General features: G+C 34.7%; 24 protein-coding genes and 1 pseudogene. 17 read left to right on the top strand and 8 right to left on the bottom strand.

Going from position 1 to position 19250, the window contains the following annotated elements:
- Positions 1-57: 57 nt before the first annotated feature.
- The 7 genes and pseudogenes from MHH96_RS20245 to MHH96_RS20215 all read left to right on the top strand — a co-directional run bounded on the left by MHH96_RS20245 (position 58) and on the right by MHH96_RS20215 (position 4432).
- Positions 58-469: pseudogene (locus MHH96_RS20245) on the top strand (NUDIX hydrolase).
- Positions 470-735: 266 nt separating this feature from the next.
- A complete protein-coding gene (locus MHH96_RS20240; protein WP_053215599.1) occupies positions 736-1095 on the top strand; it encodes a GNAT family N-acetyltransferase in 360 nt (119 codons plus the stop codon).
- 41 nt (positions 1096-1136) lie between these two features.
- The gene (locus tag MHH96_RS20235; protein ID WP_053215598.1) at positions 1137-1991 is read left to right on the top strand and encodes a DUF2785 domain-containing protein; all 855 of its coding nucleotides are present in this window, start codon (positions 1137-1139) and stop codon (positions 1989-1991) included.
- A gap of 2 nt (positions 1992-1993) precedes the next feature.
- Positions 1994-2536, top strand: coding sequence for a DUF4269 domain-containing protein (locus MHH96_RS20230; RefSeq protein ID WP_047941060.1), 543 nt, complete (start codon positions 1994-1996; stop codon positions 2534-2536).
- Positions 2537-2564: 28 nt separating this feature from the next.
- Complete coding sequence (locus MHH96_RS20225; RefSeq protein ID WP_235850598.1) at positions 2565-3305, top strand: alpha/beta hydrolase family protein; 741 nt, start codon at positions 2565-2567, stop codon at positions 3303-3305.
- Positions 3296-3871 (top strand): histidine phosphatase family protein, encoded by a 576-nt coding sequence (locus tag MHH96_RS20220; RefSeq protein ID WP_047941058.1) that lies wholly within the window; start codon positions 3296-3298, stop codon positions 3869-3871. Before MHH96_RS20225 ends, MHH96_RS20220 begins: the two co-directional genes overlap by 10 nt.
- Positions 3872-3880: 9 nt before the next feature.
- Positions 3881-4432 (top strand): DUF402 domain-containing protein, encoded by a 552-nt coding sequence (locus MHH96_RS20215; protein ID WP_236691774.1) that lies wholly within the window; start codon positions 3881-3883, stop codon positions 4430-4432.
- 211 nt (positions 4433-4643) lie between these two features.
- On the opposite strand, the gene MHH96_RS20210 is transcribed toward MHH96_RS20215, so the two are convergent.
- On the bottom strand, positions 4644-4952 hold the full coding sequence (locus MHH96_RS20210; RefSeq protein ID WP_235850459.1) for a hypothetical protein: 309 nt from the start codon (positions 4950-4952) through the stop codon (positions 4644-4646).
- A 157-nt stretch (positions 4953-5109) separates the two neighbouring features.
- Between MHH96_RS20210 and MHH96_RS20205 the strand changes: the two genes are divergently transcribed.
- Positions 5110-6087 carry an HD domain-containing protein gene (locus tag MHH96_RS20205; RefSeq protein ID WP_061798380.1) on the top strand — a complete coding sequence of 326 codons (978 nt, stop codon included), beginning with the start codon at positions 5110-5112 and terminating at the stop codon, positions 6085-6087.
- A gap of 153 nt (positions 6088-6240) precedes the next feature.
- Here the strand turns inward: MHH96_RS20205 and MHH96_RS20200 are convergent, their stop codons facing one another.
- A complete protein-coding gene (locus MHH96_RS20200) occupies positions 6241-7044 on the bottom strand; it encodes an SMI1/KNR4 family protein (protein ID WP_053215559.1) in 804 nt (267 codons plus the stop codon).
- A 196-nt stretch (positions 7045-7240) separates the two neighbouring features.
- A complete protein-coding gene (locus MHH96_RS20195; protein ID WP_047940297.1) occupies positions 7241-7681 on the bottom strand; it encodes a GNAT family N-acetyltransferase in 441 nt (146 codons plus the stop codon).
- Between the two features lie 107 nt (positions 7682-7788).
- On the opposite strand from MHH96_RS20195, the gene pdxR reads away from it, so the two are divergent.
- Positions 7789-9204: a MocR-like pyridoxine biosynthesis transcription factor PdxR gene (gene pdxR, locus MHH96_RS20190; RefSeq protein WP_047940298.1), complete on the top strand. Its 1416-nt coding sequence runs from the start codon at positions 7789-7791 to the stop codon at positions 9202-9204.
- 70 nt (positions 9205-9274) lie between these two features.
- Here the strand turns inward: pdxR and MHH96_RS20185 are convergent, their stop codons facing one another.
- From MHH96_RS20185 to mciZ, 4 genes are all read right to left on the bottom strand, one after another.
- Positions 9275-9832, bottom strand: a complete 558-nt coding sequence (locus MHH96_RS20185) for a cysteine hydrolase family protein (RefSeq protein WP_047940299.1) — start codon at positions 9830-9832, stop codon at positions 9275-9277.
- A gap of 109 nt (positions 9833-9941) precedes the next feature.
- Positions 9942-10178: a DUF3977 family protein gene (locus tag MHH96_RS20180; protein WP_047940300.1), complete on the bottom strand. Its 237-nt coding sequence runs from the start codon at positions 10176-10178 to the stop codon at positions 9942-9944.
- Between the two features lie 465 nt (positions 10179-10643).
- Complete coding sequence (locus MHH96_RS20175; protein ID WP_047940301.1) at positions 10644-11555, bottom strand: aldo/keto reductase; 912 nt, start codon at positions 11553-11555, stop codon at positions 10644-10646.
- A gap of 71 nt (positions 11556-11626) precedes the next feature.
- Positions 11627-11767: a Z-ring formation inhibitor MciZ gene (gene mciZ, locus MHH96_RS20170; RefSeq protein ID WP_047940302.1), complete on the bottom strand. Its 141-nt coding sequence runs from the start codon at positions 11765-11767 to the stop codon at positions 11627-11629.
- 90 nt (positions 11768-11857) lie between these two features.
- Between mciZ and MHH96_RS20165 the strand changes: the two genes are divergently transcribed.
- Both MHH96_RS20165 and MHH96_RS20160 read left to right on the top strand, forming a co-directional pair.
- Entirely contained in the window at positions 11858-12406 is a 549-nt protein-coding gene (locus tag MHH96_RS20165; RefSeq protein ID WP_047940303.1) for an NUDIX domain-containing protein, read from the top strand.
- A 2-nt stretch (positions 12407-12408) separates the two neighbouring features.
- Positions 12409-13575: an endonuclease Q family protein gene (locus MHH96_RS20160; protein ID WP_047940304.1), complete on the top strand. Its 1167-nt coding sequence runs from the start codon at positions 12409-12411 to the stop codon at positions 13573-13575.
- Between the two features lie 38 nt (positions 13576-13613).
- Here MHH96_RS20160 and MHH96_RS20155 read toward each other — a convergent pair whose 3' ends face one another.
- Positions 13614-14171, bottom strand: a complete 558-nt coding sequence (locus tag MHH96_RS20155; protein ID WP_047940305.1) for a GNAT family N-acetyltransferase — start codon at positions 14169-14171, stop codon at positions 13614-13616.
- Between the two features lie 153 nt (positions 14172-14324).
- Here MHH96_RS20155 and spoIIM point away from each other — a divergent pair, with 153 nt between their 5' ends.
- From spoIIM to MHH96_RS20125, 6 genes are all read left to right on the top strand, one after another.
- A complete protein-coding gene (gene spoIIM, locus MHH96_RS20150) occupies positions 14325-14990 on the top strand; it encodes a stage II sporulation protein M (protein ID WP_047940306.1) in 666 nt (221 codons plus the stop codon).
- A 147-nt stretch (positions 14991-15137) separates the two neighbouring features.
- Entirely contained in the window at positions 15138-15602 is a 465-nt protein-coding gene (gene fur, locus MHH96_RS20145) for a ferric iron uptake transcriptional regulator (RefSeq protein WP_047940307.1), read from the top strand.
- 222 nt (positions 15603-15824) lie between these two features.
- Positions 15825-16055, top strand: coding sequence for a YqzK family protein (locus MHH96_RS20140; protein WP_047940308.1), 231 nt, complete (start codon positions 15825-15827; stop codon positions 16053-16055).
- A gap of 4 nt (positions 16056-16059) precedes the next feature.
- Positions 16060-16953 (top strand): site-specific tyrosine recombinase XerD, encoded by an 894-nt coding sequence (gene xerD, locus MHH96_RS20135; RefSeq protein ID WP_047940679.1) that lies wholly within the window; start codon positions 16060-16062, stop codon positions 16951-16953.
- Between the two features lie 272 nt (positions 16954-17225).
- Complete coding sequence (deoB, locus tag MHH96_RS20130) at positions 17226-18410, top strand: phosphopentomutase (protein WP_047940309.1); 1185 nt, start codon at positions 17226-17228, stop codon at positions 18408-18410.
- Between the two features lie 12 nt (positions 18411-18422).
- Complete coding sequence (locus MHH96_RS20125; protein ID WP_047940310.1) at positions 18423-19244, top strand: purine-nucleoside phosphorylase; 822 nt, start codon at positions 18423-18425, stop codon at positions 19242-19244.
- The last annotated feature ends 6 nt before the right edge of the window (positions 19245-19250 follow it).

The following is a 19250-nucleotide window of genomic DNA, read 5'->3' as shown; positions in this document are numbered from 1 at the left end:
AATTGTTATTGCTAGCGAGGAAAATCCGAATGGTAAAAATAAGGGAGAGTTAATACATTGAGAAATAGGGGTTCTGTTGTTATTAGCCAAGGGAACAAATTTTGTTTAATTAAAAGAGTAAGAGATAATTCCGTTTATTTTGTTTTTCCTGGCGGAGGAATTGAAGCAGATGAAACGCCCTGAGCAAGCAGCTAAACGGGAAGCATTCGAGGAGTTAGGGGTAACTGTCGAACTAAAAGAATGCCTTGTAGAATTAGAGAAGCAAGGAACTCAGTATTTTTTTCTAGCTGATATCATTCATGGAACGATTGGATCAGGGCAAGGTGAAGAGTTTACTAATTCTAATCGAGATCGTGGCACTTATTTGCCTATGTGGGTAGACATAGATGATTTAACCGTTATGGATGTAAAACCTAATGTCGTAGCTAAAAAAGTGCAAGAATATTTTGCTAGAAAGCATTCATCTTAGAAAAAGTGACCTTTTTTATCGAAGGTCACTTTGCTTTTTTGGTTTTGGAAATTTAATCATATTTTGAGGTTTAATGGTATAATTTTGAAGGGGAGCGAACCGAGTTTTGATCTTAAAAAGCTTATGCTAAAAAAGCATCATAACAGGTTGACTGGTATGAATTTGTATTTTGGAAATTGTTTTGGCTGACAAAGTTGACAAATAAAAAATAGGTAGGCAGACGACATGAAAATAGAAATACGAACATCGCAAGAGAAACCAATTAAATGTTTGGGATAACATTTTTTCTATATCCTGCTCCGTTCTTTCCTTCCACCATCCTGCATTTTTATATAGTTCTATCACCTCGCAAGCCTTCTGTAGGTGCATGGGAAAAGAACAAGCTCATTGGGTTTGCAAGAGCAATATCGGATGGGATTTTTAGAGCGTATATAGAGGATGTTGTTATTTCCAGCTCCTTTAATCGGAAAGGAATTGGCATAAAGCTAATTGCTAAAATGGTAGATGAATTATCTAATATTGATGTTATCAGTTTATTTTGTGAGGAAGATTTAATTTCCTTTTACAACAAGAATGAGTTTAAAAAAAGCAACTCACAGTTTGTCATGCATAAAGTAAAGAAATGAAAATGGATTATACTTCCCTAGTTTTTGATAGGAGTGAGAATTTGAATTTAATAGAAAATATAATTGCAATGAAGGAACAAGAGTTAAAGTACTTCTTAGGAAATGATAAATTGGATGAAATAACATCGGATGAAAAAACAAAACAGAAAGTCATCCTGTCCATGCTTAAACATATTGGCTCCCCTGATAGCGAGTTAAGAGATAACTTGATTTATCAAACATTTTGTCAGTTTATATTGGAATCCAAACTAGATAACGATCTATTAATTGAAATATTAGATATTTGTATAAGTGATCAATTTTTATTTAAAGGAATTGGCGAAAAGAATACAGATTCTGTTTTCACTCGTTCTTTCACCTCTTTATTAATAGCACTTATACTTTATCAAGATAATCGCGATGATTTCTTATCAAGGGCAAAGATCCTTGAAGTGAAGGATAAGTTGATTAGCTATGTACATCTTGAAAAAGATGTGAGGGGATATGTTAGAGAAAAAGGATGGGCCCATAGTGTTGCACATGCAGCAGATGCTTTCGATGAACTTGTCAAAAATAAAAAAATGAAGCAAAGTAATTATCCAGAAATAGTGAAGGCGATTTTGGGTAAAATCTATCAGTCGGAGAGTGTCTATATTCATGATGAAGAAGAACGCATGATTATTCCCATTGTACAAATGGCAGATAACGGTTTAGAGAAGGAAGTGTTGGAATCTTGGATAAAAAATAGGAGGAAGGAGTTAGAGAAAGATAAGAATGAATTAGAGGAAGAAAATTATTGGTTCTTGGTAGCGAATTGCAAAAATTTCTTAAAAAGTTTATCGTTGACAATAATAGACAAACCTTCCTTATCTTCTCTACACCCAGTCGTACTCCATGCTATAAAGGAGATTTATTAACGATGGACTGGATACTATTTGATACGCCAGATTATTTACAGGGAGGTAGTGCTAAACAGCAGCAAGCATATTTAGCATTGAAGAAATTAAAAATAAATGAAATTTTACATTCTTATAAGCCAATTCTTTGCGGAACCATTCCAATTGGAGTGGATATAGAGTCTTCCGACTTAGATATTATAATGGAAGTCTACGAATTTGAAATTTTTAGCCAGATTGTCATCGATTATTTTGGAAAAATGAATCATTTTCGCCTAAAAAGATTAATGATTAGAGAAGTGGAAGTAATAAAAGCAAATTTCTATTTTGATGGCTTTGAATTTGAATTGTTTGGTCAGCCTATCCCGGTTAAGCAGCAATATGCGTATCTCCATATGATAATTGAACACGCCGTTTTAAGGATAAATCCATCCGTAAAAGAAGAAGTACTTATACGAAAGAAACAAGGCTATAAAACAGAGCCAGCTTTTTGTCAGGTTCTAGGATTAAAAGGTGATCCTTATCAGGCGCTGATAGAATACGGGAAAGCAAAGAGATTCATTTAAGTATCAGCAGAAAAAGGCAGGGACAACAGTGGAAAGAAAAATAATCGGTGAATGGAAGTTTTATCAATCTACGAAAAATATTCAAAATAAAGACAAAATTGTAATCTTATATCATGGTTGGGGTGGAACAGCGAAGGGATACATAGAGTTGGCCGAAGAAGTTGCTCAAGAAGGGTATGGCGTATTAATTCCTGACATCCTATATCACGATGAAAGATTTCCTTTAGAAGATCACTTTGATTACAACATTACTCAGCAGTACTTTTGGGATACTATTTTCCATACTATTGATGAATTCAATGATTTTTTAGGCGTAGTAGGAATAAAGAAAAACAGTATCATATTAATAGGCAATTCAATGGGGGGATTTATAGCAAATGGTATTTTTGCGAAAGAGCCTGACATAAGTGGCTTGGCAAACATCAATGGCTCGGGTTCCTTCCTCCTTACAGAAAAATTATTTCGTATACGAGATGATAGAGAAGAGATGTCTCAAGAAGAAGAGAAGTTATTAAAGAAATACGATCCAATAAACACAACGAGGAGTCTATCACCAGTTCTTCTTATGCATGGAGATAGTGATACGATAATTCCAATCGAGAGTCAAGAAAATTATTATAAGTATCTTAGCCAGGAGAAGGGAAGAACCAATGTGGAGTGGGGAATTTTTGAAAAAGTGAATCATGCATTTACACCCGAAATGGTAGAGAAACTTATTGCTTGGTTAAAGGAAATCAAAAATAAGGATGAGTGGATAAGATGGACTTAATATTTATACGACATGGAGAGGGAGAACACACACTTAACCTTCCTGCTAGTTTACAAAAAAGAAATCCTTCTCTCACAAAAAAGGGGAGGGATCAAGCTAATAAGCTAAAGGAACGTTTGCCTTTAACCACTCAGGATATTGTGTTTATTAGCCCCTTAGTAAGGACATTGGAAACAGCTATGCTATGGACTGATGGAGTCGATTGTAAAAAAATAGTAACTCCTTATGTTTCTCCAAGGATGTTCCCTCTCTTAACGAATAAACAAACCTTGCCTTGTGATCTAATGATGGAAAAGGAGAAAATACTAGATATTTTTCCTGTCTTTGAACTAGACGACAATCCCCCTGAGTCATTATGGGAGAACGGATTTAATACTGTTATAGATAGTGAATTTACAAGACAGGCGGAAGAATTTTTAGCAAATTGTAGACATTTAAAAAAAGAGAAAATCTATATTGTTTCACATGACGGCACCATTACTTCCTATCGCCAGTTAATATTAGGGAGACCGTTAAGTAGAGATGATTTTCCGAAAGAGACAGGGTGGTTTCAGATATCATGTTGATTAGGATGGGTGTGTATACCGGTAAAAAGAAAATTTGGTAATCATAAAAACTGGAAACGGATAATAGAAAAGCAATATGCTCAAACGTTTATGAAGACGGAAGAGTTTACAGGATATTTGGCGCTCTTTCATTCAATAAAGGTAGTGGAGTCAGTAACAAAAAGGTATGATCAGAAAGCTGTGTGTATCCTTGAAGATGGCTATATGTGGCTTCATCAGTTTCCCTTATATAAACATCATTCTGTCACTACTATGTTTAATGCAAATGGTGATATTGTGCAGTGGTATATTGATATTTGTCTGGAAATTGGAATAGAGAAAAATGTTCCTTGGATGGATGATTTGTTTTTAGATATTGTAATGCTTCCATCTAACCAAATTTATTTACTGGATGAAGAGGAGCTGGAAAATGCATATAAAGAAAATTCAATCACGAAACAACAGTATAACCTAGCATGGAAAGAAGCGAACGGCATTATAGAACAATTAAAGCGGGATCAATTCCCCTTATTAGCATTAGCTAAAGTACAGAAAAAACAAATGGAGAGGCTGTTAAAATAATTAGAAAGCTTCCTTATACCAATTAATTTATTAAACCAGACAGTTCCAAATTTATACTTTTTTAATTTGAAAGTGTTTTGTCTTTTTATAAGTTTACTAATATTTCTCTCCTTTATCTAAATTTCAATATGAAAAGAAAGGTTAGTAGGGGAGGCTGAACAAAAAAGTAGATGAAAACCACTAAACTTCAAGTGGTTTTCATAAATTTATATTAAACACCCATTATAAGCGTTCCTAGTATGTGGTAAAAAATAGGGAACAAAAACAATACTACATTGGCAATTATACCTACTAGTGATAGGGTATCTCTATTCCGTTTATACCCTAAAAAGCCGATGACTGCTCCAAATGGACACAAAAAGAGCGGCATAAGAACAGGTAACCCTTGAATCTTCTCCAACGGAATGATGTCTGTAAAAAAATTAAGAATCAATAGTCCAAGGACAATAGGAAAAAGAATCGACAGTACACCTAAAAGGCTGCTTTTATTACTTTGGTTTTCTCTGATATTCTGATGCACATTCATACTCCTTTCAGATTTGCTTTTCATAAATTCATTTTTTGAAAACATGACAAGATAAAACTTTATATGTATACTTTACTATACAATTATTGGAAGTGTATGTAATTTTTTAAAAAAAGTTGTATTTTTACATTGAATAAAAGGGAGAATAATTTTGCTAATATCTGATAAACTGTACGGGAATTTTGAGATAGAAAAAGTTTTAATAGAATTAATAGAAAGTAAGCCAATCCAGCGATTAAAAGGAATTCATCAAGGAGGAGCAAGTTATTTAGTAAATGAAAACTGGAATGTAACGCGCTATGAGCATTCAATTGGGGTTATGCTTTTAATCCGAAAGCTTGGAGGTTCGATAGAGGAACAAATTGCTGGTTTATTGCATGATGTGTCTCATACTGCCTTTTCCCATATTATTGACTTTGTCTTAGATAAACAGAATGAGAATTATCATGAGGAAATATTTCTTTCTGTGATAAAAGATTCTGAAATACCGATAATCTTAGAAAAATATCATTATGACTATGAGAAAATAATCGGAGACGATTCTAAATGGACGATTTTGGAGCAGCCTGCACCAAAATTATGTGCCGATCGTGTGGACTATACATTACGGGATATGTATACATATGGAAAAATATCGTTAAAGGAAGTAGAGGGATTTTTAGAAAATGTTGTAATAGTTGAAGGGAAAATGTGTTTACAACATGTCGATTCGGCAGAATGGTTTGTTGAAACCTATTACAAAGAGGTCATCGATTTTTTCATGCATCCATTAAATATTTATGGATATGACCAGTTAACAAAAGTTTTAAAAGCAGCTTTAGCTCATAGCATCATACAATTTTCCGATTTTTTAGGGGAGGATAAGGAGTTAATTCATAAAATAAGTACAGCCAAGAATGTGGAGCTCCAAATGCTATGGAATAAGCTCCATCCCAGTGTGAAAGTAATCGAAGATGAAGAGGATTTTGATATCCATTTAAAGAATAAGGTTCGACTTATTGACCCATTAATTTTCTGCCGAAATAAACTAATAAGTGCTTCAAGCCTTTCGCAAAAAATTCAAGGGATGAATCATGCAGCTTTGCAAAAAGCGAAGAAAGGTGCTTATGTAAAAGTGATAGAATCGTAAGAGTTTGATGATCAGTTTTTTTATTGTTTTTTTCATCACTTTGTACTCTAAATGATGTCATTACTCAAAAGTAAAAGGGCGGAATTTACAATATGTCGAATTCGGCCTTTTTACTTTTGCTTTCTGTTTATAGAAATGATGGTGTAATTACTTTTAATTGAAATGTTGTTTTACTAAATACTTAAATGGATCCAGATCAGAATCATTCTGTTTCTCCATTTCAGCTAATAATCTTTGAGCGGTATTCTTTGCAAGATCTTTGTTACTTATCATGTCATTAACTACTAAATTAGTTAGTTCTTCAAAAGAATTATAGACAACATCTGAATCTTTATTAAGTTTAATAAAATCAAATAGTATTTTAATTAAAGACTCTATTTCCTCCATTTGTCCTACCCATAAAGATATTCCATATATTATTTCCTCAGAATCATTGCTTTGGATTAAATTTTTTGCGTTTTCTAATGAAATTTCATCCTCATATTGTTCAAAGTCCTCATCTTCATATTCATGTATATATAAAGAATCTATCATTTCGGTATATGAATTAAAAACAACTTCTATTAAATCAAAATCAGTATCAATAAATGTTATTTTCGGTTCCGTTTTACTAGTTCTATAGTCAAGAACAATCCAATAGTGACCATCTCCACTAATAATTACAAAACTGTCTTCCTCAATTCCCCATTCTTTTAATAATTCTTTTGTTTGAAGTATACCTTCGCCTTTTTTTATACCGTATAAAAAAGGGACTGGAATATGATCATCTGCCCAAGAATTTTGAAATTTAACTGGTAGAGCATCGTCTATTAGCGAACCGCCATTTCTAATTTTTAAATGGTTTATATATTCCTCAGGTAATTTGCATAATAAGCACTTTTCAGCAAAATCAATATCTTCTTGGGTGATTGCATCTAATGTATAATAGTCATCTTCTAAATTCCAAATTTTTTTCATAATTATCATTCTCCCTTCTACTAGTTTAATATATCATTATATGTTTAAAATGGAAAAAAAAGCTAGAAAGTCCTGATGATGTTAAAAGTTATAAATGAAGGTAGTTATGAAGAAAAAGGGGGTTTTTTACGAGTATTTTTCAAGTAACGATAAAAGAGACATTTCCTTAAGCAGCAAATGTCTCTTTTACTTTCCATTAGATTTTTTTCAGATAAACATAGCTTACTTTATCATATTCCATTTTCTCTTCATAAAAGCGATGGGCATCGATTCGCTGTAAACCAGAGGATAAAGACACGATAGGATAGTCATTAGCGACAGCCCACTCATGAACATAGTTTAATAATACCTTTCCATATCCTTTCGACCGATGCTTGCTGTCTGTAATTAATTCGCATACCCAGATGAATTTGCCGTTATACAAGGTTATCATAGGCATAAACCCACAAAGGGCGACAATTTCATTCTGATTATAAAGTGCAATCAAACGGTAGTCTTCTTTTTGAACAGACTCTGACACTAATGTAAGATAAGTATCCAAATTTAATTGCGTTCTCAATTGTTTCATAACAGGAAAAGCTTTTTCCCATTCTGCTTCAGAAGTTAATTCTTTAATAAGTAATTGGTCATTTAACATATCCAATCCTCCCTTTCTATCTCTAATGTAATGGCAATCTGGTATAATCTAAAGTGCCAGAATTGTTCTTTTTAAAGGTATCAGCTGAAGGGGAGGAGTGGATACTAATGCTAGAATTAACACCAATTTTACAGAAGGATAGTGGAAAGCCCCTTTATATGCAGTTAGCGGATTTTATTAAACAAGAAATTATGAATAAACATATTTCACCGAATGAAAAATTGCCATCGAAAAGAAAGCTGGCGGAACATTTGCAAATTAGTTTAAACACAGTCCAATCGGCCTATGATCAACTTTGTGCAGAAGGATATGTGGAAAGTATTCCGCGAAAAGGATTATTTGTATTAACTATTGATGAAGAATTTCGTAGCTGGCTCGATACTGAAGAGAATAAGGAAAAGCAAAAGGTGGAACAGGCAAAGCCTGTGAAAATAGACTTTAATTCAGGAAATGTCGATAGTAGCTATTTTCCCTATACTACTTGGAGAAAACTTTCTATGCAATCGATATATGAAGACCAAAACTTCTGGTTTTCGAATGGAGATCCACAAGGGGAATTTAATTTAAGAGAGCAGATTGCTAAACACTTATATGCGACAAGAGGCGTAAACTGTCATCCCGACCACATTATTCTAGGTGCAGGTACGCAAATGCTAATTGGGTTAATTGGTTTATTGATCGGAAGGGATAAAACATACGCCCTTGAAAATCCGGGCTATCATCGAATTAGAGTAGTTTTTCAAGATATGGGGATTAAAGTTTTACCAATTTCGGTTGATGACAATGGCATGAATGTTTCGCAATTGAATGAGAGTAAAGCAAATATTGCTTATGTAACGCCTTCTCATCAGTTTCCTTATGGAATGATTATGCCTATTACACGTCGATTAGAATTGCTTAAATGGGCAGAAAAAAACGGAGGTTATATAATAGAAGATGATTATGATGGGGAGTATCGCTATAAAGGAAAGCCGATTCCGGCACTTCAAGGACTAGATAAGAACAATCGGATTATTTATCTAGGAACCTTCTCAAAATCCTTAATTCCATCTCTGCGCATAAGCTTTGCTGTCCTCCCGAAATCTTTATATTCTACATATAGGAAGCATTTTACCGTGTATAAACAGACTGTTTCTCGCATGCACCAAGACACTTTATATCGTTTTATTAAAGAGGGCCATTGGAATAGTCATTTAAATAAAATGAGAACATTATATCGAAAGAAGCGCCAAGTATTACTGCAAACGATTCAACATCATTTAGGTGGATTTGTAAAAGTGATTGGAGAAAATGCTGGCCTTCATATTGTTTTAGAAGTTCATACTGAGTGGACAGAAACACAATTAATAGAAAAGGCATTGATCTTTGGAGTTAAGGTATATCCGCTTTCCTTGTATTACTTTGAGAAACGCTATACAGGTAATCCAAAAGTAATTTTAGGGTATGGGGGATTAACAGACACAGAAATGGAAGAGGGTATTGGTTTACTGAGAAGTGCTTGGGAGATCGGGAGTGATAAATGAAATTAGCTAAACAAAAGCCATTTTTAAGATGACTTTTGTTTAGGAATTTTAGATTATTCTTGCGGGAAAATTATCGATATGTATCATGAGTAGGTGTAAACAAATCCTCGGCAGAATTGCGAACTATGGAAAAATGATCGACATTATAATGGCCATGTAATATTGTATTGTGATGTTTTATAATGGTCTCGGCAGAAAGGATAGAAGAATCAGTTGTGGAATGGCCATCCCCAACTAGCGTGACATCCATATGATTAACCGTTGCTGTTCGGACCGCTGTATCAATACAATAAGGAGTTTCGCAACCCATAATAACAAGATGGTGCATTTCTTTTTCCTGTAGATACTCTAGTAAACCTGTTCCATAGAACGCATTGGTTGCATATTTATCAAAGATTTTAACTTCGCGAGGGACATTTATATCGGAGTGAATGTCAAATCCAGGTCCTTTTCCTCCTGCAACATCTTTATCTCTTACAAAAATGATCTCTATCCCTGATTCAATAGCTTTCTTTATTACTAAATTGATTGTTTCTAATAAACCTTGTTTGTTATAGACTCCTTTTGTTTCCGCATTTCCTTCAACCAGCTCTTGTTGTACATCAATAATTAATAATGCTTGATTCAATCGAAAAACCCCTTTAAACAAGAATAGTAGTAGCTTTTTAACTACGATATTATATTCGCGATTGGAGAGAGCTTTTCCTTTTGGAGATTAAGGAAGGTTAAATAAACTTTTAGAGGCTTTTTATTCCAAGTATTAATTTGAAGGATTTTCTATTTTTAGTAGCTTTTTTAAATCCTTCTTTTGAGTCGATAATAAGCACTGTTTTTCCAACCCAAATTCTAGTATATAATGATTGAAATTTAATAGGTCTCTTTATTCCTTTTTCCTCAAACTCTGTTCCATCTTGTAATTCTGTTTCTGTTCGTATAAGCCATTTGTTGCCTATACCAAATTCTATGTATTTCAAAGTGATTCCTCGTTTCTACTATTTAGTTAAGGTGTTATTTCGATAAGAATAATATATTGGTGTTAAAATCATCGTTCATAACCAAGATGAACACCGCTTTTCAAGAGACAGAGCTCAAAAAAAGGTGTTCATAAGCAAGATGAAAACAACTATTCAATAGATAGAGCCCAAAAAAGGTGTTCATATTTGAGATGAAAACAACTATTCAATAGATAGAGCCCAAAAAAGGTGTTCATATTCGAGATGAAAACAACTATTCAATAGATAGAGTAGAAAAAAGGTGTTCATAGGCAAGATGAAAACCATTATTCAAGAGACAGAGCTCAAAACTAGCGTTCATAACCAAGATGAGCCCCACCTTTTCAAAAACAGTGAGTAATATCAGCATTCATCCATCATAAAAATGGTTCATAGAAAATTCCATGAACCATTCGGGGAACAAGCTCCGAAAAAACACTTATCCTATTAACGATGTGCTTCATAAACAGATGCTTTGGAAATTTTTTTAATGAATGCTAGTTCATCCGCAGATAGAGGGGCACTGTTAACTGCTTTTGCGTTAGCGCGAAGCTGTTCTGCTGAGCTTGCTCCTGCAATGATGCTAGCGACGGCGGGATGAGCTAAATTATATTGCACGGCAGCCTCTGTAAGTGTACGATTATCTAAGAATTTCTGTTTCAGTGTTTGTAATACTTCTGTCAATTCTTCTCGAGAATAATCTAAATAGCCTTTCTCCGATAGTTTTTCGCGATATTTAGGACTTAAAAGACCTTTTGCAACCGGTCCGCGAGTGACAACACTAATATTGTTTTCGGCAAGTAATGGCAGTGCTTCTTCCTCAGGACGTCTGTCCAAAATGCTGTATTGCATCATGACAGAAACAATTGAAGAACGTTTCACATATTCGCGAATGACATTGGGACGAATGGAGGAAATACCATAATAATGAATAAATCCTTCTTCTTTTAATTCTTCAAATGCCTCAATCGTTTCCTCTATTGGATCTTCCATCGTGCCTCCGTGCAGCTGATATAAATCAATATAATCTGTGCCAAGGCGCTTTAGGCTTTGTTTTACTTGTTCTTTAATATAGGCTTTACTTGCATCCCAAACCCAGCCTTCTTGTCCTTCTTCCCACTTATTGCCTACCTTTGTAGCAAGAATGACATCTTCGCGATTATTCTTGAAAAACTGACCGAGCAATTGCTCATTTTTCCCTTGATCATATAGATCCGCTGTGTCAAAATAATTAATTCCTTCTTCAAGTGCTGCTTCTAAAATTGGGAAAGCAGTTTTTTCTTCGGTACCGAGACTCATACAGCCTAGACCTAATTTGGAAACAAATAAGTTAGAATTGCCTAATTGAGACTTTTGCAAAATTGAACACCTCTCCATTAAAGATATCTCTTATTGTACGAAAGATGCTGTTTATTCACAAAGAATATGGCTTATTTTTGAGAGCTGTCAGCATTTGCGTTTATCCAATCTTTTACATAAGTAAATTCCGTTTGGTATTTTTTAAGAATATAGCGGATTTCCCAAGCCTTTCCTGATAAAATAATTCCTTTTTCCTGGATATATACTTTCAAAAGCTTCCCCCAATCCTTTCCATTGAACAGAAATGAAGTATAATAATCTATATGTCAGAGCTTTGGCTTAATAGAACAGGAGTGTGTCAAATGAGTACATTGGAAGAAAAAACATTAAAAACAGAGCATATTTATAGTGGGAGAATCATTCAAGTTCAAGTGGATGAGGTCGAATTGCCGAATGGGAAAACGTCCACGCGAGAACTTGTAAAGCATCCAGGCGCGGTTGCTGTAATAGCGATAACGGATGATAATAAACTAGTTATGGTAGAACAATATAGAAAGCCGCTTGAAAAAGTAATTGTGGAGATTCCTGCTGGGAAATTAGAAAAAGGCGAAGAACCAGCTCTTTGTGCTAGAAGAGAGTTAGAAGAAGAGACGGGATATGAATGTGAATCTCTAGAATTGGTAAGCTCATTCTATACTTCCCCAGGATTTGCTGATGAAATTATTCATATATATGTGGCAAAAGGATTAAAGCAAAAAGAAAATGCAGCAGGACTTGATGAAGATGAGTTTGTGAATGTATTAGAAATTTCACTAGATGAGGCATTGGAATTTATCAAAGAAAAGCGTATTTTTGATGCTAAAACGATTTTTGGGGTACAATATTTACAAATTGCAAATTTAAAGGAGTAAAAATGAATTCGTATTACACTGATTTACATATCCATATTGGTAGAACAAAGAGCGGGAAACCGGTAAAAATAACAGCATCAAGAAACTTAACTTTAACGGCAATCATAGAATATGCCAGTAAGCAAAAAGGTCTTGATATGATTGGGATCATTGATTGCCATTCTCCTGAGGTAATATTGGAAATGGAGGAGTTAATAGCACAAGGGAAGATGCTGGAATTAGCCGATGGTGGGGTGAGAATGGAAGAAATCACGATTATTCTTGGCTCAGAGCTCGAAATATATGATTCTTTCTGTAAGGGTCCTATTCATGTGCTATGCTATCTACCGACGTTGGCTAAAATGAGGGAATTTTCTAATTGGATTTCTCACCATATGAAAAATGTAACATTAAGCTCGCAGCGCCTTTATATCAGTGGAAAAGAATTACAGTATAAAGTAAAGGAATTAAATGGACTATTCGTTCCTGCCCATGTCTTCACACCGTTTAAAAGTTTATATGGTAGCGGAGTTAATCGTTCCTTTAAAGAAGTTTTTGACGAGAAAATGATTGATGGGATTGAGCTTGGTTTGAGTTCTGATACCGAGATGGCAGACCAAATCGCAGAATTACATTCTTTTTCATTTATAACCAATTCTGATGCTCATTCTTTAGAAAAAATGGCTCGGGAATATCAGGTCATGGAAATGGAGGACGCTTCTTTTGCTGAATTTGCAAAAGTACTTCATCAAGAAGACGGTAGAAAAATCATTGCCAATTATGGATTAGATCCGAAATTAGGTAAATATCACGAAACAGTTTGCATGAAATGCTATGCTCCATTCTCGGAAACGACAGGGATCTGCACAGAATGCGGAAGTCATAAATGGGTAAAAGGGGTGGCAGCAAGGATTAGCGATTTAAAAGATGCAGCCAGTGCACCTAGTAGACCTCCGTATATTCATCAAATACCGTTAGAATATATACCTGGATTAGGAAAAAAAACGCTGCAAAAATTACTCGATTATTTTTCAACTGAAATGCAAATCATTCATGAAGCCCCCTATGAAAAACTAGTGGAGATTGTGCCAAAGAAAGTGGCAGATTATATTGTTGCAGCAAGGACGGGAATGGTAGACTTGCAAGTTGGCGGGGGCGGCAAATACGGCAAGGTCAGAGTAGATAAGTAATATCAAAATCCCATATAATCATTTGTGGGATTTCTTCATTATGTCAAAGAATAAAGACAAATATCTCTTAATTCTTCTGTATCGGCACTTAGTGTCTCATTTTTCAAAATTCCATCTAATGAGAAGCCGAGTTTTTCTGGGATAGCACGGCTTTTCATGTTGGTGGAATCTACTCGTATCTCAATACGATTAGCCTCAAGAGTACTTTGTGCGAACTTTATTAATGCTTTTGTACTTTCGGTAATATAGCCTTTTCCTGTATGAGCTGAATCACACCAATAGCCAATTTCAAACACGCGGACTTTCCAATCGATTGAATGTAGACCGGTTGATCCAATAAATTCATTTGTTGCTTTTAAATAAATATGTAATCGAATATCTTCTCTTAAAATATATTTGGCATATGATTCTCGTACGCCTGCTTCCACTTCTTCTAGTGTTTCCTCCTGATTGGCAAAACTCATCCAAGGTTTAAAGTCTTCTTTTGACCGCTGAATGCTTTCATATACATCTTTGCCATCTCCTGGCATACAGGGGCGTATGACTAGCCTTTCTGTTTCGATCGTTTCTGGTAAATCGATTAATACTGGTTTCAAAACACTCACCTCAATTTGTTAATCTATCTATCTCTATAATCAATAATATAATAATCTGATTATTTTTTCATTTCTATTAATAATAGATTTATAGTCATATGCCCTTTTTTTTTGCATAAACATTAACTAACAGACTTGGCGGGAGGAAAGGCAATGAAAAAGAAAAAATATCAGAATATCCTAGTGAATCATATACGCGATCATTCCTCAATTTACTTATTTATCATTGTATTGTTTTTAATGGGGGTTATTTTTGGTGCAATTGTAGTGAATAGTTTGTCTCTCTCCCAAAAGGAAGATCTCTATTATTATTTAACACAGTTTTTTGGACAGGTTTCGAATGGACAAGTAGCGGACAGCAAAGATTTGTTTTTTCAAAGCTTTTCGCATAATAGTAAGTATATTGGTTTTATTTGGCTGTTAGGTATTTCGATCATAGGATTGCCTATTATTTTAATTCTACTATTTATTAAAGGAATGGTAGTTGGTTTCACAGTTGGCTTTTTAGTAAATCAAATGGGATGGCATGGATTTCTACTATCATTTGTGTCGGTTCTGCCGCAAAATCTAATTGTTATTCCAATTTTTATAATTTCTGCTACACTATCAGTAGCATTCTCTTTTAAAATGATTCGCCAGCAGTTTATGAAGAAAAAGGGAGAACCAATGCTGCCGCTGTTTGCTAGATATACTATTCTTCTAATAATGGCCTTTATAGTAATCGGCATTGCTGCTGCAGTAGAGGCATATATTTCGCCATTATTAATGAAAGCTGTCATTAATATGGTACAATCTATTATTATTACTATCCCTTTTTAATAGAGGGGTGCTGCTTCATTCATTATCGTTGATAGTCATTGTAAATTAATAATTATTATTAATTGTTATTTATAATAATTTTTATTAGGATTCTTTTCCTACTTCTGTTATAATGAGATGGACAGTGGCTAGGGAGGGACTTTCGGAATGGAAAGTAGAATAGATAGAATAAAAAAGCTGTTGCATTCTTCGAGCTATAAATTAACTCCCCAAAGGGAAGCAACAGTTCGAGTATTATTAGAAAATGAAGAAGACCATCTCAGTGCAGAAGATGTTTACTTACTCGTTAAAGAGAAATCTCCTGAAATTGGATTGGCAACCGTATATCGCACACTTGAACTACTTACGGAATTGAAAATTGTTGATAAAATAAATTTTGGTGACGGTGTTTCTAGGTATGATTTGAGACAAGAAGGTGCAGCCCACTTTCATCACCATTTAGTATGTATTGAATGTGGAGCAGTGGATGAAATTCAAGAAGATTTACTAGGAGATGTAGAGAAATTAGTAGAGCGTGACTGGAATTTTAAAATTAAAGATCATCGTCTAACATTTCATGGTATTTGTCATCGTTGCACGGAAAAAAACGAGGATGTTTCATCCGCAGAATAAACCTTTTCAGTTGAGAAGGTTTTTTATTTTTGTTATTTACTAATTCAAAGAAGGAATGTTACCTTTATCACATATTCATAGGATATCAAATGAAAACGAAGGGGGAATTTAACGCTTTAAATAATATTTATTTCTATTATAATAAGAATAATAGGTCCATTAGGTATATTAAATGTCCAATCTGGCATAGCTTGTATTATAGAAGTTATGGAGGGATTTTGGATGAGATGGACAAAAGCAATTATAAATACACTAAAAGTATTTCTCCTATTTACAGGATGTACGATTCTTTTTTATTATGCAATCGTTTGGTTTAATCAAGAATATCAACAACTACATCGCTATGATGAGCCATCAGGTTCTGCCATCAAGGTGAATGCAGATAATAGTCTGGAAACAGAAAAATATTCATGGAGGGATCGAATATTCCTGTTTTACTTAAATGGGGAATAGTCCTATGGAAGATCAATTAAAAGATTTTATACATTATTTATTAGTGGAAAAGGGTTTAGCGAGTAATACACTTGTATCATATGAAAGAGACTTAAAAAGCTATATAAAATATATGAAAAATGTAGAACAATGTAATCTCAAAGAAATACAGCGTTCCCACATTATTCGCTTTTTAGGTTTTTTAAAGGACCAAGGAAAGTCCTCTAAAACAATCGCACGACATATAGCATCTATTCGTGCATTTCATCAATTTTTATTCCGGGATCGTGTGCTTGAAGAGGATCCAACTGTACATATTGAAACACCGCAGGCAGAAAGAACATTGCCTAAAGTTCTATCCATGGAGGAAGTAGAAGCACTGCTTGATTTTCCTCATAAAAATGACCATTATGGACTCAGAGATAAAGCGATGCTTGAGCTTCTCTATGCAACAGGAATCCGTGTGAGTGAGTTGATCAATTTAAATATGGATGATGTTCATCTTACAATGGGGTTTATCCGCTGTATCGGAAAAGGGAACAAAGAAAGAATCATCCCTATTGGCGGAGCAGCTACGAGGGCATTGAAGGATTATTTGCATCAAGGGAGACCAACATTTTTAAACCAAAAGAAATCCACGGAGCATTCCTTGTTTCTAAATCACCATGGCAATCGATTAACAAGACAAGGCTTTTGGAAAATTTTAAAGCGTTTAGGGAAGGAAGCCCATATTGAAAAAGAAATAACACCGCACACATTAAGACATTCGTTTGCAACTCATTTATTAGAAAATGGTGCTGATTTAAGAGCGGTGCAGGAAATGCTCGGTCATGCTGATATCTCAACAACTCAAATATACACCCATGTAACAAAAACTAGATTGAAAGATGTATATAGTCAATTTCATCCTCGTGCCTAGTGGGCGGGAGATAGTTTTTATTTAAAAGGGTAAATAGTAAGGAGAAAAAGACACTGTCAGCAAACTTGAACAGTGTTCTTTTTTCTTTTTATATGAAAAAAGGTATAATGAAGAAGAAAATAGAAAACAATTTTTATTTTTCCAAAGTGAAAGATAACAATTTTGAAAAAGATGTCAGACTTCTGACGATTATGCTATAATTTTTATGGTTAATAAAGATACATATAGTAGGATAAAATAGGGTTAAATGAAATGGTAAAAGGAGGAAAAAGATGTCTACATATAAATATAATCGTGTTTTCCTAATTGTAATGGATTCTGTAGGGATTGGCGAGGCACCTGATGCGAAAAAATTTAATGATGAAGGAGCACATACATTAGGGCATATTGCTCAAAGAATGAATGGTCTTCATATGCCGAACATGGCGAAATTAGGTCTTAGTAATATTGAGGAAATTGCTGGTGTTGAGCGGGCTGATACTCCAATTGCTTATTATACAAAAATGCAAGAAGCATCAAACGGAAAAGATACCATGACTGGACACTGGGAGATAATGGGTCTAAACATTGCGACACCATTCCGTGTATTTCCGGAAGGATTCCCAGATGAACTATTAAATGAAATCGAAGAAAAATCTGGACGCAAGATCATTGGAAATAAACCAGCTAGTGGAACAGAAATTCTAGATGAGCTAGGCGAAGAGCATATGAAGACTGGTGCTTTAATCGTCTACACATCAGCAGATTCTGTGCTGCAAATTGCTGCACATGAAGACATTGTTCCTTTAGATGAATTGTATCGTATTTGTGAATTAGCAAGAGAATTGACACTCGATGAGAAATATATGGTTGGTCGTATTATTGCTAGACCATTTATTGGCGAGCCAGGCGACTTTAAACGTACTGCAAATCGTCATGACTATGCTCTAAAGCCATTTGATCGAACTGTAATGAATGAATTGAAAGATAATCAAATTGAGAGTATTGCTATTGGAAAAATCTCTGATATTTATGATGGAGAAGGTGTGACAAAATCATTGAGAACCGTCTCCAATATGGATGGGATGGACAAACTAGTTGACACACTAAAAATGGATTTTACAGGTTTAAGCTTCTTAAATTTAGTAGATTTTGATGCTTTATTTGGACATAGAAGAGACCCAATTGGCTATGGAAAGGCATTAGAAGAGTATGATGCTAGACTGCCAGAAGTATTGGAATTACTGAAGGAAGATGATTTATTAATCATTACCGCTGATCATGGAAATGATCCGATCCATCATGGAACAGATCACACAAGAGAGTATGTACCATTATTAGTATATAGCAAATCATTAAAGGAACCGAAAGAGCTGCCGCTACGTAAAACGTTTGCTGATATTGGAGCAACAGTAGCAGATAATTTCAGCGTGAAGATGCCAAAGCATGGCACAAGCTTCTTAAATGACTTAATATAAGGGGAATAAAAAATGAATTATACGATGATTAAGCAATCAGCTGATTTTTTAAAACAAAAATATGCGAAAACACCTAAAATTGGTTTAATTCTTGGCTCAGGCTTAGGCGTTCTTGCAGGGGAAATCGAAAATCCAGTAAAAATACCTTATGAAGAAATTCCAGAATTTCCGGTATCAACAGTAGAAGGTCACGCTGGACAACTTGTATTCGGTACAATTAAGGGAATCGAAGTGGTAGCAATGCAAGGTCGTTTCCACTTTTATGAAGGGTATACATTTGATAAAGTAACCTTCCCGGTTCGCGTTATGAAGGAATTAGGAGTAGAAAAATTAATTGTAACCAATGCTGCAGGCGGGGTGAATGAAAACTTTGCACCTGGTGATTTAATGCTAATCTCTGATCATATTAATAATATGGGCACCAATCCATTAATCGGACCAAATGACAGTAAGTTAGGGGTGAGATTCCCTGATATGTCAGAAGCATATTGCAGAAATCTGCGTGAAACAGCACGCAAGGTCGCAAGCAGTATTGGACTGAGTATTCAGGAGGGTGTTTATGTGGGAAACACAGGTCCATCATATGAAACGCCAGCAGAAGTAAGAATGCTTCGCGTATTAGGCGGCGATGCAGTGGGGATGTCGACTGTTCCGGAAGTAATAGTCGCTCGTCATGCAGGTCTGAAAGTATTAGGGATTTCTTGTATTTCTAATATGGCTGCAGGTATTCTAGATCAACCACTGAATCATGAAGAAGTAATCGAAACAACAGAAAAGGTAAAAGCAAATTTCCTGCAATATGTGAAAGAGCTAATTAAACATATAGGTGCATAATGAAGT

It is taken from the genome of Niallia sp. FSL K6-0212, assembly GCF_038007605.1.
Lineage (GTDB): Bacteria > Bacillota > Bacilli > Bacillales > Cytobacillaceae > Niallia > Niallia circulans.
Note: the sequence above shows the minus strand (reverse complement) of the source record. Positions and strands in the feature narration are given on the sequence as shown.